This window comes from Gardnerella sp. DNF00476 (assembly GCF_049262735.1).
GTDB classification, from domain to species: Bacteria; Actinomycetota; Actinomycetes; order Actinomycetales; family Bifidobacteriaceae; genus Bifidobacterium; species Bifidobacterium vaginale.
Map to the genome: position 1 here is coordinate 1,448,660 of NZ_CP058401.1, position 24,301 is coordinate 1,472,960.

20 protein-coding genes are annotated in these 24,301 nt (G+C 37.6%); 11 read left to right on the forward strand and 9 right to left on the reverse strand.

What is annotated here, in order from left to right; all coding sequences use genetic code 11:
* Positions 1-2 precede the first annotated feature (2 nt).
* The 8 genes from HXT25_RS05795 to HXT25_RS05830 form a co-directional block, all read right to left on the reverse strand.
* Complete coding sequence (locus HXT25_RS05795; protein ID WP_009994208.1) at positions 3-203, reverse strand: hypothetical protein; 201 nt, start codon at positions 201-203, stop codon at positions 3-5.
* Positions 204-321: 118 nt separating this feature from the next.
* Positions 322-936 carry a DUF6466 family protein gene (locus tag HXT25_RS05800; RefSeq protein ID WP_004115401.1) on the reverse strand — a complete coding sequence of 205 codons (615 nt, stop codon included), beginning with the start codon at positions 934-936 and terminating at the stop codon, positions 322-324.
* A complete protein-coding gene (locus tag HXT25_RS05805; RefSeq protein ID WP_020760246.1) occupies positions 933-1,970 on the reverse strand; it encodes a vWA domain-containing protein in 1,038 nt (345 codons plus the stop codon). Before HXT25_RS05805 ends, HXT25_RS05800 begins: the two co-directional genes overlap by 4 nt.
* The gene (locus HXT25_RS05810) at positions 1,967-3,157 is read right to left on the reverse strand and encodes a vWA domain-containing protein (protein ID WP_004118047.1); all 1,191 of its coding nucleotides are present in this window, start codon (positions 3,155-3,157) and stop codon (positions 1,967-1,969) included. The genes HXT25_RS05805 and HXT25_RS05810 overlap by 4 nt, the downstream gene beginning before the upstream one ends.
* A complete protein-coding gene (locus HXT25_RS05815) occupies positions 3,154-3,687 on the reverse strand; it encodes a hypothetical protein (protein ID WP_004118045.1) in 534 nt (177 codons plus the stop codon). The genes HXT25_RS05810 and HXT25_RS05815 overlap by 4 nt, the downstream gene beginning before the upstream one ends.
* Positions 3,688-3,699: 12 nt before the next feature.
* Positions 3,700-4,734: a DUF58 domain-containing protein gene (locus tag HXT25_RS05820; RefSeq protein WP_422118795.1), complete on the reverse strand. Its 1,035-nt coding sequence runs from the start codon at positions 4,732-4,734 to the stop codon at positions 3,700-3,702.
* The gene (locus tag HXT25_RS05825; protein ID WP_032812301.1) at positions 4,731-5,885 is read right to left on the reverse strand and encodes an AAA family ATPase; all 1,155 of its coding nucleotides are present in this window, start codon (positions 5,883-5,885) and stop codon (positions 4,731-4,733) included. Before HXT25_RS05825 ends, HXT25_RS05820 begins: the two co-directional genes overlap by 4 nt.
* A 61-nt stretch (positions 5,886-5,946) precedes the next feature.
* On the reverse strand, positions 5,947-6,657 hold the full coding sequence (locus HXT25_RS05830; RefSeq protein WP_004118032.1) for a uracil-DNA glycosylase: 711 nt from the start codon (positions 6,655-6,657) through the stop codon (positions 5,947-5,949).
* Positions 6,658-6,803: 146 nt separating this feature from the next.
* Between HXT25_RS05830 and HXT25_RS05835 the strand changes: the two genes are divergently transcribed.
* Together HXT25_RS05835 and groL are read left to right on the forward strand one after the other, a co-directional pair.
* Entirely contained in the window at positions 6,804-7,487 is a 684-nt protein-coding gene (locus HXT25_RS05835) for a LytR C-terminal domain-containing protein (RefSeq protein ID WP_004138477.1), read from the forward strand.
* A 273-nt stretch (positions 7,488-7,760) separates the two neighbouring features.
* Positions 7,761-9,386, forward strand: coding sequence for a chaperonin GroEL (gene groL, locus HXT25_RS05840; RefSeq protein ID WP_004112644.1), 1,626 nt, complete (start codon positions 7,761-7,763; stop codon positions 9,384-9,386).
* Positions 9,387-9,504: 118 nt separating this feature from the next.
* On the opposite strand, the gene HXT25_RS05845 is transcribed toward groL, so the two are convergent.
* On the reverse strand, positions 9,505-9,798 hold the full coding sequence (locus HXT25_RS05845) for a WXG100 family type VII secretion target (protein ID WP_004115363.1): 294 nt from the start codon (positions 9,796-9,798) through the stop codon (positions 9,505-9,507).
* Between the two features lie 186 nt (positions 9,799-9,984).
* On the opposite strand from HXT25_RS05845, the gene HXT25_RS05850 reads away from it, so the two are divergent.
* The 9 genes from HXT25_RS05850 (at position 9,985) to HXT25_RS05890 (ending at position 24,287) form a co-directional block, all read left to right on the forward strand.
* Positions 9,985-10,719, forward strand: a complete 735-nt coding sequence (locus tag HXT25_RS05850; protein ID WP_004118026.1) for a TPM domain-containing protein — start codon at positions 9,985-9,987, stop codon at positions 10,717-10,719.
* 60 nt (positions 10,720-10,779) lie between these two features.
* Complete coding sequence (locus tag HXT25_RS05855; RefSeq protein WP_422118796.1) at positions 10,780-11,520, forward strand: response regulator transcription factor; 741 nt, start codon at positions 10,780-10,782, stop codon at positions 11,518-11,520.
* A 2-nt stretch (positions 11,521-11,522) separates the two neighbouring features.
* Positions 11,523-13,556: a sensor histidine kinase gene (locus HXT25_RS05860; RefSeq protein ID WP_422118797.1), complete on the forward strand. Its 2,034-nt coding sequence runs from the start codon at positions 11,523-11,525 to the stop codon at positions 13,554-13,556.
* 189 nt (positions 13,557-13,745) lie between these two features.
* The gene (locus HXT25_RS05865; RefSeq protein ID WP_004115360.1) at positions 13,746-14,135 is read left to right on the forward strand and encodes a cold-shock protein; all 390 of its coding nucleotides are present in this window, start codon (positions 13,746-13,748) and stop codon (positions 14,133-14,135) included.
* An 18-nt stretch (positions 14,136-14,153) separates the two neighbouring features.
* On the forward strand, positions 14,154-15,422 hold the full coding sequence (locus HXT25_RS05870) for a DUF3027 domain-containing protein (RefSeq protein WP_422118798.1): 1,269 nt from the start codon (positions 14,154-14,156) through the stop codon (positions 15,420-15,422).
* Between the two features lie 69 nt (positions 15,423-15,491).
* Positions 15,492-17,981, forward strand: coding sequence for an ATP-dependent Clp protease ATP-binding subunit (locus HXT25_RS05875; protein WP_004112655.1), 2,490 nt, complete (start codon positions 15,492-15,494; stop codon positions 17,979-17,981).
* Positions 17,982-18,657: 676 nt separating this feature from the next.
* The gene (locus HXT25_RS05880; RefSeq protein ID WP_422118799.1) at positions 18,658-19,641 is read left to right on the forward strand and encodes a restriction endonuclease subunit M; all 984 of its coding nucleotides are present in this window, start codon (positions 18,658-18,660) and stop codon (positions 19,639-19,641) included.
* Positions 19,625-23,719, forward strand: a complete 4,095-nt coding sequence (locus HXT25_RS05885; RefSeq protein ID WP_422118800.1) for an Eco57I restriction-modification methylase domain-containing protein — start codon at positions 19,625-19,627, stop codon at positions 23,717-23,719. Before HXT25_RS05880 ends, HXT25_RS05885 begins: the two co-directional genes overlap by 17 nt.
* A gap of 13 nt (positions 23,720-23,732) precedes the next feature.
* Positions 23,733-24,287 carry an SLATT domain-containing protein gene (locus tag HXT25_RS05890; RefSeq protein WP_101886412.1) on the forward strand — a complete coding sequence of 185 codons (555 nt, stop codon included), beginning with the start codon at positions 23,733-23,735 and terminating at the stop codon, positions 24,285-24,287.
* Positions 24,288-24,301: the final 14 nt, after the last annotated feature.

Sequence of the window (24,301 nt, forward strand, 5' to 3'; positions counted from 1 at the left end):
ATTCACCTCCATAAGTTGATTTTTGAGTTAATAGAGCCAATTTCGCATGCTTTTTTGGCAGCATTAAACATTTCTTCATTGAACGCGTTTGCGGCTTTTCCATGCCAATCTTTAAGAGTATTTGAATGTGCTTCGCCAAGCACGCTGTTAGAACATTGTTCTGTTCTTGCTATCAGCCAGTAATAATTATTAAATGTATGCATACAAAGTATTACACACAATGTTTTTTAAATAGTCACGAAAAATCTTTTAATGTGGTTAAAGGTTCCAAAATATTGAAATATAAGGGTTTATATTCTATTAGATATTTTTTTATTACCTTTACCACGGCTTGTTACTTGAATCTTCTTGTTTAGAAGACTTTGTTTTTCCGGACTTACTATTTGAATCATTATTGCTGTAATCTTTTTCAGATTGGTTTATTTGATTCTGGTCTTGATCTTTTTGATTGTTTTGTTTTAATAAGTCTTCGACCTTCTTTTTTTGAGAATCGCTTAAACTAGAATTCCCAGATTTGTCCTGCAAATTATTTTTTTGGTTTCGGTCATTATAGTTGGATTGTGTACTAGAATCAGTATTCTTTTTATCTTCATCAATTTGTTTTTGTAAGAATCTAGTAAGTCTTTTAGATATTAGTGCGTTGTGTTCAATACTATTTTTTATGTGAGGTAAAAGAATAGTGTATGGCGATTTTGCTTCGCTAAATTGATCATCAACCTGTTTTTGAGATACGAGCAATATTTCTATATCTGCATCAACTTTTTTTGACGCTTTTATGTTATTTATTAGTGATTTTGTGGCAGAATTATACGTTGATTCTGCTTTAAGATTAGTAATAGACAAATAAGCTGATATAGCGCATAAGGCTATAACAATAGAAGATAAAGTAACAAGAGAAAATCTTAGGAGTGACTTAGGTGTGATTCTGCTAATCATATAAGCTTCCTTGATTTTGTAATCCAGCATGATAATTCCCAAAGAATCAATATGCTTGCAAGAATAGCAAAAGGCCAAACGATTGGCTCAGGTCTAAGTCTTGGCTTAACAGTATTGTTCTGTTTCCATTGTTTAGAAAGAATATTTTTTGCTTCTAATCCAATAGAGTGATTTTTGCTAGAGTCAACATATTTTCCACTAATCTCATCAGCTATATTCTTAAGATTCTGCGGATCCATCTTAGATATTCCAGGTTTTCCAGTAGATGGGTCAATAATCCATTTACCAGATTGTTTTGTAGAAGAATCTGTAGAATTTATATCATCTAAATCATTTAGCTTAGTGGTGGTATTTGGGATTTTCCCGCCATTTTTAGAACCTACGCCAATAACATAAGCATGATTCACGTATCCGCGTAGAGATGAGAATGTTCTACGCTTTCTAGAAGTTGTTTCTTCTCCATCGCTTATTAAATATAAAACTGTAACGTCTTGCGGATGAGCGTCATGAATTGCCTTAGCTTCAAGAAGAGTTTTATCTAGGGGAGCATCCAAACTAGTTCCATTTGAAACTCCAACAGGTTCAGTGTTGATAGTATCAACCCAATTTTCAATTGCATTAGAATCTGGCGTAAGTGGAACATCAACACTAGAAGACGCTCCAAACCTAATAGCAGTAAAACTTGCGTTTATGTAATTATTTGTAATTTGTTTTATTATTTGTTTTGCAGAATTAAACCTAGTGGTTGTGTTGTTGTTTAAATCCTTAGAATCATTAACATTCATAGAGCCAGTAACATCTAAAACAAATATAACATTTGTAGCATTAAGAGAGCGTTGCAAGGTGCTTTTCATAACACAAGGGCATAATGCACAAATAGCTAGAAGAACGCATATTAACACTCTTCGAACCCTCATATAAATTGTTTCGTCCGAACTAAGGTTTTTGCGATTAATTGGGAAAATTTCATATAATGCCAAAATGCCAAGAATTGCAATAGCAACTAGCGAAATCCAACTAAAAGATATTTTCATCGTTTTATCCTTCTCGCTGAAATAAGCCAGAGAGTTACAAAAATAACCGCAAATATTGTTGCAATACTAGGATCGTCGCTTAAAGCAGATTGTGTAGAGTCCTTTTGCATAATTGTGTGCTGCTGTTCAATTTTACGTACCAAAGCTAAAACAGAATCAGAATTATGCTGAGTTAAGAAAATGCCACCATTTTTTTCAATAAGTTCACGCATCTGATTAGTAGTGTTCTCATTTTCGCTTTGAGTAGATCCAGAATACAATCCATCGACTTGAATATTAGCTCGCTTTGTTAAATCTAAAGCTTGCTTAAGAGAATAAACTGGTTTTCCAGAAACAACATTATCTGTAGCTAAAACAATAGATGCACTACGATTAAGACGATTATGAGGTTTTTGGGAATTGCTAGAAGAACCATATACAACTCCAGGAATCATTGCAGCGCAACTAACAAGACCATCGCCAATTAACGATGTTGCTTCTTTTCGGTTTTGCGTACCATCAAGCCACGTGGAAATCTGCTGATACTGCTTTTGTTGCATATTGTCGATTTTGTCTTGTGTTTGAACTCCATCCAACAGCTTAGAAGCGTACTGCAACTGTTTTTTAACAAGTGAATAATCGTCTGTAAGAGGAAAAACAGTCCTAGAAGTTGAATTAAAAATACTCAAACCAATGCGCTCACCTTGAAAATGCTCAACAAATTTCAAATAAGCGTTAATAACTTCCAAATCATACGGCAGAGTAGATCCAGAAACATCTAAGCATAAAACAATATCTCTAGAGCTTGATTGTTCGTTTGCGTTTAAAACTCTTGAAGGTCTAGAGCTGAGAATTGTAGTGCATATAAGAGCTAGGATAAGCATTATAAAAGAGAATTTGCGAAGAATATTCCATAGTCTCCATTTTCTAGCACATAAACTTCCTTGCAAATCCTCGTCTAAAGTAAATGTTCTCAAAAAGCTTGATTCTAAAATGTTTCTTGAATTGTACGAATGATTCTTTAAGCTGTGTCGTTTAACCTCGCTAATCACTAATACAGTTATAAGAATTATTACGCTTGCTAAAACACTAAAAAACAGGACTATTGGCCATTTAAGTCGCATAGAGAAAATAGATGAAACTAGTGTTGAATAATTATATATTTGGCAGTTACATAATGTTGAGAATGATAATGTGGAGAATGTCATCTTTTATTCTCCTTTGTTTTCCAACTTTCTAGCAGAATAAGAACCCACCTTGCACCCTGATCCACATCTGTATTTTTAGCTTGATTATTATATGTGCTATCTGCAAATTCAGGAGGATATAATGCTGCGATTGTTTGTCTTAAAAGATCTGCTCCATGAGTGTTTTTCCAAGATTTTCTAAGTGAACTAATCTCTCCAAGTGTATGCGATTTAATGTTTTCGCCACTCATTATGGAAACATATTGTCTAGCTATTTGCGCTAATTTTGCAAAAGCCTGATCTTTCTCAATTTTATTTTCATGATATTGGCTTACCACTAAATCAATCTTTTTACGCCATTCTTGCTTATTGGCATTCAATGTATGAGCAGCATTTTTAACTTTTTGCTTAGAATCCACTTTAGTGTTCATTTTATAAATTGCAGCATATAGAACCACGAAAGCAGCGCATGCGATTATTAGACTTAAGCCAATAAATGCGAATAGCATTGAATCATCGTTTAGAATTTTATTAACATCAAGAATACTCATCGACTTACCCCACTAACTCAAGCGTAAATCTTTATTGCTTTTAGCGCCAGAGAACATACTCTGTAATGTAGCTTTCGATATAAATTTCGTCGAAGAATGGAATATTTGTTCACTAGAAGAACCGCGTATAAGCGATGATCCTGTGTTATTTAGAATTTCGTGCAATGCGTTATTGACAAAAGCTCTATGTGTATTAACTTCTTTAGCGCAAGAATCATCTTTTAAGAATGCTGGAATTTCTCGCATTGTTGTACCGTCAATTATTGGCGTGACTTTATATGAATTAAATGGATTAATTGGACATATTGTTACCACAATCAATGAGTGGAGTCTTGAAATTTTTTGCAAATCATCAAAATGTTTTGACGAAATTGCATATTCATCCGTGATAATTACTATTAATCCGCGTGATTGATTAATTGAATTAGCAAAATTTATGATCGTATTTGTATCTCTAAGTTTTTTACGTGTTTTATATATATTTTTATCCAAATTACGTTCAAAATCAGGAAGATTCCTAGATGAAGGAATCTTTATAATATCGTTACCGTCAAATAAAACGCAGTTTAATGAATCGTTACGTTTTATACTTAAAGACGCAAAGAAACACGCTGAATTAGAAGCTGCCTCGTACAAATACTCGTTAAGTCCATTATAAGAACATGAAGCATTCATGTTCGCGCTAGAATCTACAAGAATCCAAGTCTTAGAAGAACAGTTTCTTTCTCTAGAAGAGACCATTGGCTCGCCAAGTCTAGCGCTAGCTTTCCAGTTCATCATTCTAGCTTCATCACCAGGCTGCCATGAGTGAATGTCAACTAAATCACCATTTCCAAAGTTATGATTGGACGGATGCTCTCCTTCAAAAACGCCCAACGATTTTTTGGCTACAGGTAAATTCAGACGATTATCTAATTCTTCAATCTTTCGCCTAATCTTTTTAGCAGAATTTGAAACTAATAAGCTTCTTTTAGTATCTTGTACCACAAAATCAGATTTTGTAAAAGATTTTAACATTCTTGTAAAAAACGGATTTGCAAAGATCATGGTGCAGGAACCGTTTTCACTATTGCGTCAATAATCTGATCACTTGTAATAGAATCGGCTAAAGCTTCAAAAGTAAGAAGAATCCTGTGTCTAAGAACATCATGAGCAAACTTTTTAACGTCTTCCGGTATTACGTAATCTCTTCCAGAAAGCAAAGCTTGAGCTTGACCAATGCGGATCAAAGCAATAGAAGCTCTAGGGCTTGCGCCCATTCTAACTAGAGAAGAAATAGTTTTAAGAGGGTGACTACCTTCTCCTCTAGAAGTTGCAACAATATCTACTGCATACTTCATAACTGCTTCCGAAACATGTACTCTGCGAGTTGCCGATCTTAAGAAAGTGACATCCTGAAGGCTAATCTTTTGATTATTTAAAGATTCTGGATTGAAAACGTCACTACCTCTATTGGTTAAAAGCTTCAGCATACTAACTTCTTCGTTGAAGGAAGGATACGACATAATTGCTTTAATCATAAAGCGATCCATTTGTGCTTCTGGAAGATTAAAAGTTCCTTCTTCTTCAATAGGGTTTTGTGTAGCGATAACCATAAAAGGCTGAGGAAGATTAATGCGTTCTCCACCAATAGTTGTGGCGCCTTCTGCCATTGCTTCAAGCATAGCGGATTGTGTTTTTGCGTTAGAACGATTAATTTCATCTAGAAGAATTACGTTAGCGTGAATAGGTCCAATTTGTGTTGTGAATCTTTGAGAAGCGAAGTCAAAAACTTGTGTTCCAACCAAATCTGCTGGCATTAAATCAGGAGTGCATTGCACTCTTTTGAAACTTCCAGACATTGCTGTAGCAAGAGTCTGAGCCGCTGTGGTTTTAGCCAATCCAGGAACGGACTCAATAAGAATATGTCCTCCAGCAGCAAGAGTTAAAATAAGTGATTCTCTGAGAGAATCCTGTCCAACAAGTGTTTGTGCAAACCTAGAACGAAGAATATCAGCGATCTGTTGAGCTCGTTTAATATCTTCATTAGAAACACCAGCAGATACTGGTTGATTTATAGAGTCAACAATTTGATTAGCTATTGTATTGCTGACCATTGTATTGTTAGGTGTAACTGCACGTGGTTGTGGAGGAAGATTAAATACGCCAGTATTAGCGTTATCGTTTTGTTTGCTTGGTTGTGGAGGGAATAATGCCATGCGTTTCATTCTAACTGATGTTTACTACTTTAGATGATTTTACTACTTTAAATAATCTTTACTATTCGCTAGGGAGAGTCCAATCTATTGGTGTTGATCCTAACGATATTAAAGCCTGGTTTGCTCTTGAAAATGGACGAGAACCAAAGAATCCTCTAGAGGCAGAAAGAGGACTTGGGTGAGGGGATTGAATAATGATTGCGTTTGTGAGAAGAGGAGCAAGACTTTGAGCATTTCTTCCCCACAAAATTGCAACCAGAGGAATATGCTTGCCGTTATTATCTACACGGTTATTCAATGCGGTAATAGCTGCATCGGTAATTTCTTCCCAGCCCTTTCCCTGATGACTATTAGGTCTACCTACTTCAACGCTAAGGCACCTGTTTAGTAGCATAACGCCTTTTTGAGTCCACGGTGTTAAGTCACCATTCTTTGGCATTGGTACATTTAAATCACTAACTAATTCTTTATAAATATTAATAAGACTTTTAGGTAATGGTTTAACGTTTGGAGCAACGCAGAAACTAAGCCCTACAGGATGACCTGGAGTAGGATATGGGTCTTGACCAACAATAAGAACCTTTATTTCTTTAAAAGGTATTGTAAAAGCTCTGAGAATATTGTGACTTTCTGGCAGGAATCGCCTCCCGTTAGATAGTTCATCTCTTAAAAAGTCTCCCATTTTGTGAACTTGTGGTTCTACTGGTTCAAGAGCGTCTGCCCAATCTGGGTCTATTAAATCGTGTAAAGACTTTCGCTGTTTAATCTCCATGGTTAATAACTTTAAAACATAAATGACAAATATGTGCAGCAAATAATAATAATTTTTTATATTTCCATTTATTTTATGTTTTGTGCGAGGCATTCGCTAGTATGTATTCCATACTGTTTTAATGATTTTTTGGAAGGGATACAATTATGGCGAACAATAGCCAGAACGTGTCATTCACGACTGATGATTTCGATAATCCACCAGAAGGTCCTGTTGGAGTACATCGTGGAAATCGCGCGTGGTATGCTGTATTGTTCCCATATGTTGTTGTGCTAGTTGTTGCTGTTGTGTTGGGTCTTCTGGCATGGGCGGTTATGTCTGGAGAAATCAACAATATTCGTATGCCTTGGAGTGCAAATAATTCAGCAATTTCCAAGTCTTCTAATGGCAATAAAAATGGCAAAATTGATGAGAGCAAGAGTAAATCTGACAAAGCTGATGGCGATGATTCAGACGAGGATAAGGACCCAGAAGAAACAAATAAGTCAGATAAAAAGCAAGATAAAGAAGATAAGAATTCTTCTAAAGACTCTAATGCTAACAATGACTCTTCGACAGCAGATATTAATAAGACAGTTCAAGTAAAAGTTGTTAATGCAACTAAAATTCAGGGTCATGCAGCTCAAGAAGCTGGAAAGCTTAAGCAAGCTGGTTATGCAAATGTAGAAGCTGCAAATCCTAAAGGTAATGTTCCTTCGGATTCTGTTGTTTGGTACAAGGGAGATGAAAATCGTGCTGCTGCACAAGACGTCGCTAAAACTTTGGGTATTAGCAATGTTGAGGCAACTAGTGAAATAACTACCACAATAGTTGTTGTTTTGTGCAAGTAAATTGCTATTTACTCATTTTGCAATAAATTTCAATAATAAATAATTTCTTAAATAGTCGAGTAGAAAGTCGTATAGAGTGGCTTTTTGCTTGGCTATTTTTGATTTTGCTTATAGATTTTTTCTATATATTTTTGAATATAGTTGGCACTCGGGCACTTAGAGTGCTAATCTTCATTTAGCACTCTAATGTTGCAGGTTTAATCAACAGCTGACGGTTGGTTAGATTTCGACGGTTTGAGTGAGTGTTCCATAGTTAAGTTATGTGGAGGAATAATGGCAAAGATTATTGCCTATGAAGAAGATGCCCGTCAGGGTATGCTTGCTGGTCTTGATAAGCTTGCAAATACAGTAAAGGTGACTCTTGGTCCAAAGGGTCGTAACGTTGTTCTTGATAAGTCTTACGGCGCCCCAACCATCACTAATGATGGCGTTTCAATCGCTAAGGAGATCGATCTTGAAGATCCATACGAGCGTATTGGCGCCGAATTGGTAAAGGAAGTTGCTAAGAAGACTGACGACGTTGCAGGTGACGGCACTACAACCGCTACCGTGTTGGCTCAATCTCTGGTGCACGAAGGCTTAAAGAATGTTGTTGCTGGTAGCAACCCGATCGCTCTTCGTCGCGGAATTGAAAAGGCTTCAGAAGCAATTGTTAAGGAACTTCTCGCATCTGCTAAGGATGTTGAAACAAAGGATCAGATTGCAGCTACTGCAACTATTTCTGCAGCAGATCCTGAAGTTGGCGAAAAGATTGCTGAAGCTTTGGATAAGGTTGGTCAGGACGGTGTTGTTACTGTTGAAGACAACAACAAGTTTGGTCTTGATTTGGACTTCACTGAAGGTATGCGTTTTGATAAGGGTTATATTTCCCCTTACTTCGTCACTAATGCAGAAGATCAGACTGCTGTTCTTGAAGACCCATACATTTTGCTCACTTCTGGCAAGGTTTCTAGCCAGCAGGACATTGTTCATGTTGCTGAACTTGTTATGAAGTCTGGTAAGCCATTGCTCATTATTGCTGAAGATGTTGATGGCGAAGCATTACCAACTCTTGTTCTTAACAAGATTCGCGGTACTTTCAATACTGTTGCAGTAAAGGCTCCAGGATTTGGCGATCGCCGTAAGGCAATGCTTCAGGATATGGCTATTTTGACTGGTGCTCAGGTTGTTTCTGACGACCTTGGTTTGAAGCTTGATTCTATCGACGCTTCTGTGTTTGGTCATGCTGCAAAGGTTATTGTTTCTAAGGATGAAACAACTATCGTTTCTGGCGCTGGCTCTAAGGAAGATGTTGAGGCTCGTGTTGCTCAGATTCGCGCCGAAATTGAGAACACTGATTCCGATTACGATCGCGAAAAGCTTCAGGAACGTCTTGCTAAGCTCGCTGGCGGCGTTGCTGTTATTAAGGTTGGTGCTGCTACGGAAGTTGAGGCTAAGGAACGTAAGCATCGCATTGAAGATGCAGTTCGTAATGCTAAGGCTGCTATCGAGGAGGGTTTGCTTCCAGGCGGTGGTGTAGCTTTGGTTCAGGCTGCCGCTAAGGTTGAGAAGTCTGCTGATATTGTTGCTCTTAGTGGAGAAGAAGCCACGGGTGCTGCAATTGTGTTCCGTGCTGTAGAAGCTCCAATCAAGCAGATTGCTCAGAATTCCGGCGTTTCTGGAGACGTTGTGCTCAACAAGGTCCGTGAGCTTCCAGAAGGCGAAGGCTTCAATGCTGCAACTAATGCTTATGAAGATTTGTTGGCTGCAGGCGTTACCGACCCAGTTAAGGTAACTCGTTCTGCTCTACAGAATGCTGCTTCTATCGCTGGCTTGTTCTTAACTACAGAAGCTGTGGTTGCTAATAAGCCTGAGAAGCCAGCTGCTGCACCACAGGCTGGCGCAGAGATGGGCTACTAAATAAAAGTTAGACGTATTGCTTAGCTTTTAGCTAGTTGTTATATGTGAGCGGTGAGTTGTTATAAAATACAAGTCATCGCTCACGTTTTTTATTTATTCTATTGTTTAATTATTTTGTTTATCCCATTGAAAACAAAGATGTAGCTTGCGCTTCTGTATCCATGTAAATGTTAGAAGCATTTTGCATAGCGAGTTGAATGGATTGCAATGATTGTTCCATTTGCTGGTGTGCTGCACGCCATTGCCCAGCTGTTGATGCAAATTGTGTAGCTGCAGGACCAGTCCATACACTTTGCAATTGTTGGAGATTTGCGTACATTCCATTTGTGGCGTCTCGAATCGCATTAATCGAAGATGCAACTGCTGCAGCAGATTGCTGAATTTGTTCTGAATCAACTCTAAATTGTGTCATTTTTTCTCCTCATTTAGTGTAGTTAATTTTCTTATAGTTATTCATTTAGTTTTTGCCGTGCAAACTTATCTTTTGTATAAATTAATTTGTATAAATCAAATTTATAATTTTTTAACTTTTGTTTTGCCTAAATTGCTCTATTTTGCGGTTGTTTCTTGTAATCTAAAAACACGGTATTATGAATATATGCCGTCGAGAAAGTTTATAAAAGATTTTTTTATCAATGTGGTTAAAGGCTTATCTGCTTTTGTAATTATTGTATTTTTGAGCGAAAGTGTTTTGTTTCCAACAACAGCTTTTGCTAATGATGGATTATCAAAAGCGGATTCTCAGAATAAAAGCACTAAGAATTTGGGTATTGTTGCAACAGATTCTATTACGGATACAGAAAATCTTCTTGGAGATTCTGTTACAAAAGTTTCAGATATGATTTCAATAACCAAAAAACAAACAGGTGTATCGGTTAAATTACTTTATTTATCTAATTTTACTGGAAATAAAAATCCGTCAAAATGGGCTAGTGATTTACTTACAAGCACTAATCCAGATCGTAATACTGTTCTTCTTGCTGTTGCTACTCATGATGGAAAGCTTGTAGTAGCAGTTTCATCTAATTCTGATGAATGGCTTAAAAGAAAAACAACCGTGGATTTGCTTTCTGATGCGGCGTATCGTCCTCTTATTAGTTCTCAAGGTGCTGATTGGTCTCAATCTGCAATCATGCTTATGAAGCAGATTGCTCGGTTTAAGAAAACTTCTGTAACTTCCAGAACAAGTGTAGTTTCAACAATCGTTATGGTTGTTATTATTGTTGCTTTGTTTGTTCTTGTTGCACTTATTTTGTGGAGAAGAAACTATATTCTAAAACAAGTATCACTAGGGTTGAGAAGAGCTAAGAGACGCCATGCGGCGCGTAAATAAATCGATTTTTTTCAGGAAACACTCAGGAAACATTCAGTTTTATAAGTGATGCTAATCAGTATGGGTAAGAATGTAGAAGCATCTATTGTTGTGGTCGATGACGAACCTTCAATTCGTGAGCTTTTGGTAGCATCGCTACACTTTGCAGGATTTGATGTAGAAACAGCAGCTTCTGGATCAGAAGCTATTGATGTTATTGAGCGTGTACATCCAGATCTTATTGTTATGGACGTTATGCTCCCAGATATAGACGGATTTACGGTTACAAGGCGAATTCGCCAGAATGGTGTTGCTGTTCCTGTGTTATTCCTTACTGCTAGAGACGACACTCAGGATAAGATTATGGGTCTTACTGTTGGTGGCGACGATTATGTTACAAAGCCTTTTAGTCTAGAAGAAGTAGTTGCGAGAATTCGTGCAATATTGCGTAGAACTCAAGATCCAGATGAAGATACTCCTGTTGTGCGCGTTGCTGATTTGGAAATTAATGAGGATTCGCATGATGTTTCCAGATCTGGTGTTCCAATTGAATTAAGTCCTACGGAGTATAAACTGCTTCATTATTTGATGGACAATGAAGGTAGAGTATTGTCTAAGAGTCAGATTCTCAATCATGTTTGGCAATATGATTGGGGTGGAGATGCGGCAATCGTAGAATCCTATATTTCTTATCTTCGTAAAAAGATTGATGGTATTGAAATTAAAAATGAGGATGGAAGCTTAAAGAAGGTTATTCCTCTTATTGAAACGAAGCGTGGTATTGGCTATATGATTCGCGTTCCGAAAGCAGGTCAAGCCTGATTATGCGTGAGAGCAAATCTGTGGATGGTTCGCTTTACAATAATGGTTCCAAAACATCTGGTTCTGATAACAGCGGATTAAATCAGTCCGAAGTTAGTGCTGATCGAAATGTTAAAGCCGAATTAGTGACTTATTCTGGTGATAATCCTAAAAAAACTAAGAATAAATCTAAGTCCAAATGGTTGCGGAGGCATATTGATGCTATACCGTTGAGTACTCGTTTGGTGGCGTGTACTTTGGTTGTTCTTACAATTGCTGCATTGTGTATTTCTCTTTCTATTAGGCAATTAGTTGGCAGTTATCTTCTGGATAAAACCGATGCTCAGCTTACAGATCAGGCTCAGCTTATTTACGACAATATAGATTTACTTCGTAGTAAGGATTCTGGAGAACAGGCTGCAGGTCCTAATGATTATTTCTTGCAGATTAGAGACACTAATAACAAGATTATTACTACACCTTTGATTCCAAAACTTAAAGGTGATGTTGTTTCTATGCCAACTCTTCCAGAAGATGGAGAAATTAATAATGTTGTTGTAAGACGTAGGCCTTTTACTGCTCCAGCGCGTGTACATGGAGATGTAAAAAGCATTGATGAAACAACTGCAAAAGCTGCGGAATCTCCTTGGCGAGTTCTTGTTCTTACATGGGGTCAGCGAAGCGGATATAATTCCGAAATGCATGTTAGAGGGTATGTTTATATAGCTCTTTCTTTAAGTGACCAATTAGATACTGTTAATACGCTTACACGCTATTGTGTGATGGTTAGTATAACAGTTATCCTTCTTGGTGCTGTTTTAGCCGCTCTTATTATTCAATCTACTCTTGTTCCACTAAAGAGAATAGAAAAAACTGCGTCGAAGATTGCTTCAGGAGATTTAAGTAGGCGAGTACCTTCCGCACCAGAGAACACGGAGGTTGGATCTTTAGCTGCTTCGTTGAACTCTATGCTTTCTAATATTGAACAAGGATTTAACGACCAGGAAGCAATGACTGAGAAAATGAAACAATTTGTTTCTGATGCAAGTCATGAACTCCGTACTCCATTAGCTGCTATTCATGGATACGCTGAATTGTACTACATGTGGAGAGGTGTGCCTGGTCAGCAAGAAAAAGCTGATGATTCTATTGCTCATATTAAGGCTTCTAGTGAAAGAATGACGGAACTTGTAGAAGATTTGCTTTCACTGGCGCGATTTGACGAGGGTATAGGAATAAATGTTTCTCAGACAGTTAAAGTAACTCCTATTCTTTCTGATGCGGCAAATGATTTGAGAGCGTTAGATCCAGTTCGAGTTATTCAGCAAGGCACTTTGCATTTAGCTGATGACTGGAAGTTGATGAATTGCTCTAAGCCAACAAATTGCAGTCTTGATAGAAAGTTTATTTTTACTCCAGGTGAGTTACCTAAAGTCACTTTAAAGGGTGACGGAGCTAGATTGCGACAAGTTCTTACAAATATTGTTGGAAACATTCATCGCTATACTCCAAGCGATTCTCCAGTAGAGATAGGTATGGGTGTTCTAAAGGCTTCTATTACTCCTGAAGCTCTTCAAAAAATGGGATCTGTATCTCGTTCATTGAAAGACTTCTTAGAAGCTGCGGAAGTGAGCCAATCTACTGGAACAGGCAGCTCATTTGTGGTTATTCGAGTGGTAGATCATGGACCTGGCGTACCTGAAGAATCTTTATCTCACATATTTGAGCGATTCTATATTGCAGATCCATCTCGTGCTAGAGAAAAGGGTGGTACTGGCTTAGGTATGTCTATTGCTCAGTCTGTTGTTAAAGCTCATCGTGGTTTTATATGTGCTACTACGTCTTGTGCATCTAGGACCAGCAGTGATCAGCTTATTGATGATACAATGGCAGGAAGCGAATCATCTGAATCTAAGCCTCATGGTTTAACTCTTACGGTTGTGTTGCCGAATGTGATATTTGACGATGAGAATAATAAGAAGGTTAAGAATAAAGATACTTCTAGCATGGTTACCGATAATAATATTGTAAAAATCGATAATAGTTTAAATTATTAATTATTTTATTTATAATTTTGCTTGTTTTGACATGTTTTTTCGGATAATTTATTGCTTATAGTTTTTGTTTTAGATTGTTCGGGATTCATGCGCTACAATTGATAAAGCGTGAGCCGAGTGAATGTTATGTGGATTATAGTAGAATATGATGATTCGCATAGAATTTAATGAATTCGAGTGAGGTGTGTTATGCCCAACGGGCGTGTTCGTTGGTACGATTCTAAAAAAGGATATGGCTTTATATGCGATGAGGAGGGCAAAGATGTATTCTTACCATCTTCTGCGCTGCCAGAATCAGTGAAAGAGCTGCGTAAAGGTACGCGTGTTGAATTCTCTGTTGTTGAAGGTCGTAAAGGGCCACAGGCAATGGGTCTCACTGTTGTGGCTTCTGCGCCTTCGCTAGTAAAAGCCACAAGACCAAAAGCTGAAGATATGGCTGCAATAGTAGAAGACCTTATTAAGCTTTTGGATTCTGCAGGCAATGGTTTACGACGTCGTCATTATCCGTCTACTGCTGAGAGTAAGAAACTTGCGCATTTGTTGCGTGCTGTAGCAGACAATTTTGACGTGCAGGACTGATATTTAACAGGATTTTTTATGGCAGATGAAGTAATTAATCCTCAGGAGCTTGCATATAGTATTGCTGTGGAAACTTCAGAGCGTGAAAACGCTGTTGGAGATTTCGTAAGTGCTACAGATCTTGGTAGTGATGTTACCGATTTTAGATTTGTTTGCAATATGCCTGGGTATGAAGGTTGGCAGTGGTCAGTAACGCTGTACCACGATGCTGATGTTGATCGTTGGACAGTTAATGAGTCAACTCTTGCCCCAACTGAGGATTCTTTACTACCTCCACCTTGGATTCCTTGGAAAGATAGACTTAAGCCAACGGATCTTTCGGTTATGGACTCTATTGGTACAGCCGAATATGATGAAAGGCTTGAATCTGGAGTTAATCCAGAAGATTTAGATTATAAAAAATCTAAAGCAAATGTTTCTGAAGATTCTGTAGAAACTGAATGCTCTGAATCGGATAAGTCGCCAGCAACCGAACAGGATGACGAAACAGAGCAAAATAATGAATCTAAAGAAGATAATGAGTCTAAAGAATCTCAAGAAGATTTTGAAGAAGCAGTTGAGACTTTTAGATTAACTCGTAAGAGGGTTATGACTGCTGAGGCAATAGCTCAAACGGCGAAGCGATGGTATTCGGGACAACATGGTCCTAAATCGCTTTCTACTAAAATTGCGGATGGTAAAGCGTGTTCATCCTGCGGATTTATGATTCCGCTAGCTGGCAGCTTAGGAAACATGTTTGGAGTTTGCGCAAATATGTGGAGCCCAGACGATGGGAGAGTGGTGGCATTAGATCACGGGTGTGGAGAGCATTCCGAAATAGAGCCACCAGAGCCATCACAACTTTGGATTCAATCGACTCCAGCCTATGACGATTATCATATTGAGATAGCTCCTCAAGCTCCTAGAGACGAGAGAGCAGATGTAGAGCTTATCGAAGAAGCGATTGAAGATAGTAAGGAAAATCGTAAAAAACATCGCAGGTTGATAATTGAAGACGAGTCTGACGAGTTCAGTGAAAATAGCGAAAATAGCGAAAATAGCGATTCTGCAGAAATTGATTCAATTGATAGAAGTAATAATAAAGATAATAAAGCTAATGAAGATATTGAATCAGAAGATTTTGCAGATAGCACTGATAATTCTGATGATGTTGATAAGAGTGATGTTTCGGATGATGCAGATAGCGCAGATTATGCAGAATCTGGCGATGACTCGGATTCTGCAGATGACTCGGATTCTGCAGACAATTCTGAAGATTTAAATAAGTCGTCATTAACCAATGAGTAACACTAAAAATAGTGTTAGAGTCATGGCAACTCGTTACCATAGAACGAAGGATAAGAACGGAAGGCAATTATGTTTGAACGGTTCACTGACCGCGCTCGGCGTGTGATTGTGCTAGCTCAGGAAGAAGCGCGCTCTCTTCAGCATAACTATATTGGTACCGAGCATATTCTCTTAGGTCTTATTAGAGAAGGCGAAGGAATAGCAGCAAAAGCTTTAAACGCCAAAGGCGTAGAATTAGACAATACTCGTAAACAAATAAAAGAAATGATTGGCACTGGTACTGTCTCGCCTAGTGGACACATACCTTTTACTCCGCATGCTAAACAAGTGCTTGAGCTTAGTTTGCGTGAAGCATTGCAATTGGGGCACAGCTATATTGGTACCGAGCATATTCTCTTAGGTCTTATTAGAGAAGGCGAAGGTGTTGGAACGCAGGTGCTTATTAAGATGGAGGTCGATTTAGGAGATCTTCGTAGCACTGCAATGGATTTGATTCGAGGAAATTCTGGATTACCAGAAGACGGTCAGAAGGGTGATTTGGCTAATGCTGGAGGAGTGCAGGATAAGAGGAATCAGTCTGGTTCTGCGCTGCTAGATCAGTTCGGAAGGAATCTTACTACAGAAGCTGAGCAAGGGAAGCTTGATCCTGTTATTGGTCGTTCAAAAGAGATTGAGCGCGTTATGGTTGTGCTTTCTCGCAGAACTAAGAATAATCCTGTTCTTATAGGTGAACCTGGTGTTGGTAAAACAGCTGTTGTAGAAGGTCTTGCACAGAAGATTGTTGCTGGAGATGTGCCAGAAACGTTAAAGGGCAAGCAGGTTTATTCTCTTGACTTGGGTTCGATGGTTGCTGGATCTCGTTATCGTGGCGATTTTGAAGAGCGCTTAAAGAAGGTGCTTAAAGAAATTAAGACTCGTGGAGATATAGTTCTATTTATTGATGAGATTCATACTATTGTTGGTGCTGGGTCTGCAGATGGTGCTTTGGGTGCTTCTGACATGCTTAAACCTATGCTTGCGCGTGGTGAGCTACAGACGATTGGTGCTACAACTACCGATGAGTATAGAAAGTATATTGAAAAGGATGCGGCTTTGGAACGAAGATTCCAGCCTATTCAAGTTCAAGAGCCTTCTATTGCAGAGACAATTGAGATTCTGAAAGGTTTGCGTGCGCGCTACGAGAATCATCATCACGTAACTATTACGGATGCTGCTTTGCAGTCTGCAGCAGAAATGTCTGCTCGCTATATTCAAGATAGGAATTTGCCAGATAAGGCGATTGATCTTATTGATGAAGCTGGAGCTCGCCTACGTATTAAGCGATTGACAGAGCCACCAGAGCTTAAGGAACTTGATTCTAAGATTTCTAAACTTTCAGAAAAGAAAGATGAAGCTATTAAGAATCAGGACTTTGAGAAGGCTGCCGACTTGCGAGATGAGCAGGAAAAGCTTGAGGAAGAACGTAAGAATAAAGAGCAGGCTTGGCGTGAGGGCGAGTCTAATGTGAATATGGTTGTAGACGAGGATGTTATTGCATCTGTTGTTTCTAATACAACTGGTATTCCTGTTGTTAAGCTAACTCAAGCGGAATCCAAAAAGTTGCTCGGTATGGAAGCGGAGCTTCATAAGCGTATTATTGGTCAAGATGAGGCTGTTTCTGCACTTTCTCGTTCTATTCGTCGTGCGCGAGTAGGATTGAAAGATCCAAAGCGTCCTTCTGGATCGTTTATTTTCGCTGGTCCTACAGGAGTTGGTAAGACAGAGCTTGCGAAAACCTTAGCTCAATTCCTGTTCGACGATGATGATGCTTTGATTCGTGTTGATATGTCGGAGTTTGCGGAAAAGTATGCGGCTTCTCGTCTTTTCGGTGCTCCTCCAGGATATGTTGGCTACGAGGAGGGTGGCGAGCTTACAGAGAAGGTTCGTAGAAAGCCATTCTCGGTGGTGCTTTTTGACGAAATTGAAAAGGCTCATCCAGATATTTTCAACACGCTTTTGCAAGTGTTAGACGACGGTCATTTAACAGATGGCCAGGGAAGAAAAGTTGATTTTAAGAACACGATTATTATCTTGACTACAAATCTTGGTACTCGTGATATTGCTAAGTCAGCGAATACTGGTTTTAGTCTTGGCAATAATGCGGATGCATCTTACCAGAGAATGAAGGATCAGGTTAATTCGGAATTGAAGCGTCAGTTCCGTCCGGAATTCCTAAACCGTTTGGATGATACGATTGTATTCCGTCAGCTTACTGAGCCAGAGGTTCGTCAGATTGTTGATTTGGACGTTAAGCGTTTGAATGACCGTCTGTTTGAACGTCATATGACTTTGGAGCTTACAGATGCAGCTAAGAATCTTCTTGCGCAAAAGGGCTTTGATCCTCTTCTTGGAGCAAGACCGTTGCGCAGAGTTATTCAGCGCGATATTGAGGATGCCATAAGTGAGAAGATTTTGCTTGGCGACTTAACAGATGGTGAACGCGTTGAAGTTGATGCAGAAGGCGAAGGTTTGCTGGGGGAGTTTATTTTCCGCGGTATAAAGTTTGATGTTGAATCTTGATGTTGAGTTCTAAATAACGAAAATATTCTAAATAACGAAAATCCCGGTGTGTAAATCTCATCGGGATTTTTGGGTTTTATTCCCAAAATGTCAATCAGATTTGAGTGTTAATTTTGTAGATAGTCGACTGAATCTTTAATAGTTACTCGCGCTAGTCTTAAACACCACAATTGCGTATAAAAGGTGATAGAAGATTCACAATTTAATTGTGTATTGCTTTGTAAAAGTAAATATGCTAGAGCTGCACGCAAAACTGGTGACTCTTTTATAACAGCAATCACACTTCCTATAGTGATGCGAGCTTGTTGTACATGCGAGCATATATAAATTTTGATATTTTTACAAATTTTATGACTATGTTGTTGCAGTCATAATTTTTAAATATAATGAGGATAGATCTATCTGATTATTCTTCTCAAAGTGAGTAGGGATAAGTGATATTTATGTGTAATTTATAGTGTAAGAATGAGAATTATAACCAGATTATATAGATACAAATTTAATAAATATATGTAAAATATAACTTAAGAATAGAGTCATTGCGGCGGTAATTTGATTAGTAAGTTTAAAATAAAAAATAGTTTAATTATATTGGTATATCAACAGAATTATTTGCTTATTTGACTAAAAATTGAAGACTGATTGAAACGGTGGTTGATTTTAAGGAAATGAGTAAATGAGTAAATCAATTTTTGATTATGCTTTTGAGCAAAATGTTGATGAACAAACATTCTATGAGAAATATCCTAAGGTTTTCTCTGCTTTATTGTTAGACCATACAACAAAACGCAATATTTGCTGGGCAACGAATGACTATAAAAATTATGGTGATACTCATCAAGCGCATTCCGAAATAACTGTTGCTTCAATTACTGGTAAATATGCAGGGTTGATTGCACCTAGAACATCAAAATCTCGTGAATTGCAAATATCTCGAACTAAAAATAAGGCTGAGGTATTTACCCCATCTTGGATTTGCAATGAACAAAATAATTTAGTTGACGAAGCGTGGTTTGATAGAAAAGATGTTTTTAACCATAGTAAAGATAAAAGTTGGATTTCTACAACAGAAAAAATTGAGTTTTCAGAGAAACGCTCAAAAAATTGGATGACATATGTAGATGAACGTCGAATGGAAATAACGTGCGGAGAAGCTCCATATTTAGTTAGCAGATATGATGCAACAACTGGAGAAATAATTCCACTTAAGCAACGTATTGGACTTTTGGACCGTAAGCTTAGAGTAGTTAAAGAGAATACTAATAATGAAACAGAATGGCTCAAATGGTCTAAACGTGCATTTGAATCTATTTATGGTTTTGAATATCAAGGAGATAGTCTGCTTCTAGCAAGAGAAAACCTTCTTGCAACATATGTTGATTATATGCGTGATTCACTTAATAGAAAACCTACAGAATCAGAGCTTTTAAACATAGCAACGATTATCTCTTGGAACATCTGGCAAATGGATGGACTTACAGGATATCCGCCTTATTGTAGTGAGATACATGCAAATACTCAGCCAACTTTATTTGATTTTGAAGAGAATACAGATTCACAAACTTCATCATCCTGTCAAATAAAAGATTGGCGCGCTAATAAAATCAACAAATTTAATGACTTACTTTTACAGGAGAAAGATAATGAAGAAAGTAGATAATCTTGAATTGTTAGATAATCTTATTTTTGGAAGAGTAACGCCCCACATTTATGCTTTCCAAACTGGTGCAATACCAAATTATTTAAAGGTAGGAGATACATATAGACCAATTAGCGTTAGATTAAACGAATGGAAACAAAAATTTCCTGATTTAATCAAAAAATATGAGCATGAAGCAACAGTTTCGGATAATGTATATTTTCGTGACTATGCTGTGCATGATTATTTAGAAAATTTGCTCGGCAAAAAACGCCTTGAACCAGAAGATTTATCTACAAATAATGTTTACTATAGTAGGGAATTTTTTAAAGATGTTAATACTTCTGAACTAGATGAAGCTATTAACGATATATGCGAGCAATATAAATTAAAAAACTCTACATATGCCTACTATGACTCCAATAAACGACTGCCTGTTACTGTGCACTATGAGCGAGGTGCAAAGTGGACACTACGCCCAAATCAACAAGAATCAGTTGATAATTTTATAAAGGCAGTGAATTCAGGACGTACAAATCTTTTGATGTATGCTGTTATGCGGTTTGGTAAATCATTTACATCGCTTGCATGCGCCAAAGCCATAAACGCAAAGACTGTGCTTATTGTTTCTGCTAAGGCAGACGTTCGTGAAGAATGGAAGAAGAACGTAGAACAGCCAGGTAATTTTGAAGGCTATAACTTTTTAAGTTCAAAAGAATTATTAGAGAACGATAACGCAATTTCAGATATTCATGCCAAAGATGAAACGGCGGTTATTTTCCTAACATTACAAGACTTGCAAGGTACTGAGATTAAGGCAAAACATGCACAAGTCTTTGAAAATAAAATTGACTTATTAATTGTTGATGAAACACATTTCGGCGCTCGCGCTCAAAGTTATGGCGAAATTTTGCGCAATGTGCAAACAGACGAGAAAAAAGACCTAAAATACAATATTAAGTTTCTTGATAAGCAGGAAGATGACCAAATAGATCTGGAAGATGCCAATAAGCAAATCAAGGAATTAAAGGCTAAAGTGCGGTTGCATCTCTCAGGAACGCCTTATCGAATTTTAATGGGATCAGAATTTGAACCAGAAGATATTATTTCTTTTGTTCAATTTACAGATATCGCTCACGAACAGGCAGCTTGGGATGCTGAAAACTTATATAAGGATGATGTTGATGAATGGGACAACCCTTATTTTGGTTTTCCTCAAATGATTCGTTTTGCTTTTCATCCAAGCGAGCGAGCTATAGAAAAAATGAATGAACTGAAAAAGCATGGAGTCAGTCTTACTTTATCTGCTCTCTTTAAGCCGCAATCCATTAAGAAAGATACAAAAACAAATGCGCATCAAAAATTTGTACACGAAGATGAAGTTTTTGACCTTCTAAAAATTATCGATGGTACTTCTAGTGACTCAAAACTTTTAGGATTTTTAGACTACGATAAAATTAAGCAAGGTCAAATGTGCAGGCATATTGTAATGGTTTTGCCGTATTGTGCTTCTTGCGATGCAATGGAAAAGCTTATTAATGACCATGCTTTAGAATTTAAGAATCTCGGTGAGTATGAGATTTTAAATATTTCAGGCGTAGATGCACAACACCACTTCCATATGCCAACCGATATTAAAAATCGTATTGCAAAACTTGAATCAGAAGGAAAGAAGACACTCACTTTAACAGTGAATAGAATGCTTACAGGCTCAACTGTTGAGCAATGGGACACGATGATTTATCTAAAAGACACATCTAGTCCGCAAGAATACGATCAAGCGATATTTCGCTTACAAAACCAATATGTTCGTGAACTAAGTGACGGCGCAAAAATTATAAAAGAGTGCCTAAAACCGCAAACTCTGCTGGTAGATTTTGATCCACATCGCTTATTTACTATGCAGGAGCAAAAATCTTTAATTTACAATGCTAACACTGAAAAGAATGGTAATTCATTGCTTGACAAGCGTATTTCTGATGAGCTTCGTATATCACCAGTTATTACGATGAATCATAATCGCTTGGAACAGGTGCAAGCTACTGATATCTTAAAAGAGGTTAGTCATTACAACAATTCTCGTTCAATTACCGACGAGGTAATGGATTTACCGATAGATCTCTCAATCCTAAATAACAAAGATATGCTGAAGGTAATTGAAGATCAAAACCCATTTGGCTCTAAGGAAGGCTTAACTCTGGAAGCTCATGCGAGTGAAACAGATGGTCAGGATTTTGATGTTAATGATGATACAGATGAAATATTGGATGATCATAATGAGAAAACAGAGTCACATAAACAACCATCTTCCACAGATATAACAGATGATAAAGAAATCAAAGATTTAGAAAACAAGATACGCACATATTATCAGCGCATCCTCTTCTTCTCGTTCCTTTGCCCAGAATCAGTAAAGTCACTAGATGACATTTTAGAAACATTGCATAACGGTAAAAATGATCGACTTGCTAAAAACCTAGGTATAAATACAGATAATCTCGAGGTTTTGCGAAATTCGCTCAATGCTTTTAAGCTCAGTGCTTTAGATTATAAAATCCAAAATATATCTACACTTGCAAGTGATGAAAGCTTGAATCCTCTTGAACGTGCTGTAACTTCACTTGCTAAATTTAGCCGTATGTCTTCGTCTGAAATCATAACTCCAATAAAAGTGGCTGATGAAATGGTTGCGATGCTTTCCGAAGACAAATTGCGCAACATCATTAAATCAGGTGAAAAATTACTTGATATTGCATCAAAGGCAGGCGAATATACAGTAGCGCTCGTAAAACGTCTACAGGCATTAGGCTTTTCGCTTGACGAAATAAGAAATAGTATCTACGCTATTCCTACTTCAAGCGTTGCATATGAGTTCACAAGACGTTTCTACGAAATACTTGGACTAAATATTGCTTGCATTGCTAAGAACTTTACAAGCTACGACCTGCTCGATATTAAAAAAGATAACGAGGAGGTGGACTATAATCGAATAACTGAACTTCTTAGTCAGAAGAAAGATTTTGATAAGATTACACTACAAGATAACATTCAAGGGGGTGAAAAAGTGGAATTTGGAGCAGTTGTGGGGAATCCGCCGTATCAGAAGAGTGATGGTGGGGCTCAAGCTAGCGCTCGCCCTATTTACCATAAATTTGTTGAAATCACTAATCAGCTTAGTACAAATCAGGCTACTCTTATTATCCCGACACGTTGGTACGCAGGAGGAAAAGGACTCGATCAATTTAGAGAGCATATGCTTGCAAATACACACATAAGTCAGCTTCATGATTTTATTAACCCAGAAACCGTGTTCCCTGATACAAATAATCGTGGTGGTGTTTGCTATTTCTTGATTGATAAGACTTATAAGGCAGATTATAGTAGTGGAACACAGATATTCACTCATTATGAAAATAAACATGTATATAATGCGACTAGACCATTAAACAGTTTTCATTTAGATATCTTTTTGCGTGATTCTATAGGTGTTTCCATTGTTAAAAAATTGTTAAGCAGAAGTTCATTTAAACCTTTGGCGGATCATGTTTCATCACGAAAACCCTTCGGCCTAGATGGAGATATATTTAAGACTACTGCTTTTAGTTTAGATAAGAGCACACTTGAATCCCCAGTTACCTGCTATTGCAAATCCAAGCTGACAGGATATGTTTCACAAAACATTATAAGATCAAATAATAGTTGGATTGATAAGTGGAAAGTAATTACACCTTATGCTAATAATATAGGAACTGAGCTAAAAGACGACAACCAAAATTGTTTTGTTGCCATTCCGAATTCCGTTTGTTCAGAAACTTTCATCGTAATTGGTTTTGATTTAGTAAATGATGAAAAAGATGCAAATAATTTATCTAACTATCTAAAGACAAAATTCTCTAGATTCCTTCATGCTCAAGCAAAAGTCAGCCAACATGGCACAAAACAAACTTATCGCTTTGTGCCAGTTCCTGATTTAAGTAAAGATTCACCAATTAATTGGAACTTATCTTTAAATGAAATTGATGAGCAGCTTTTCAACTTTTATGGTCTAAACGAGGAAGAAAAGCAGCATATCCTCAACTCTATAAAAGACATGAATTAGTACAAGGCATGCAATGGAAAATAAAAGCAAACTAATCCATTTACTTGATGCTCGCGCAGATCGTCTTTTATACACTTATCGCACACAAGAAAAAGCTGCTGATAGATATGAATCTTGGGAAAGATGGCGCAAAAGATTCTCAATTGGCTTAACTGTCGTGACTACAGGCACACTGATTACAAGTGTTGCTGGGATTATGTTAAACGAAATTTGGGGAAATTTCGCCGTAGCACTTATCGCGACCTTAGCAACAGGTGCTTCTTTTTCGGGTGAATTTTTTGATTTTAAGGCAAAAATAGCAGAACATCAAAAGTCAGCTGTTGAAATTCGCTATTTATTCGAAAGATATGAATCATTAATTTCTGATCTTGGATCTTCAGCCATTTCAGACGAAAATGCACGTAAAATTCGAGATGAGCTAGAACTTAAAGAACATGACGTACTATCAACAGCACCTAGAACAACAGCCAGAGATTATAACAAAGCTAATGCTGCTATAAACGGTAACGAAAAACCTCAGTCATCACAAGAAGAAATTGATAACAGAACCCCAGGAAGAATAGAATAGGAAGAAATATAAGT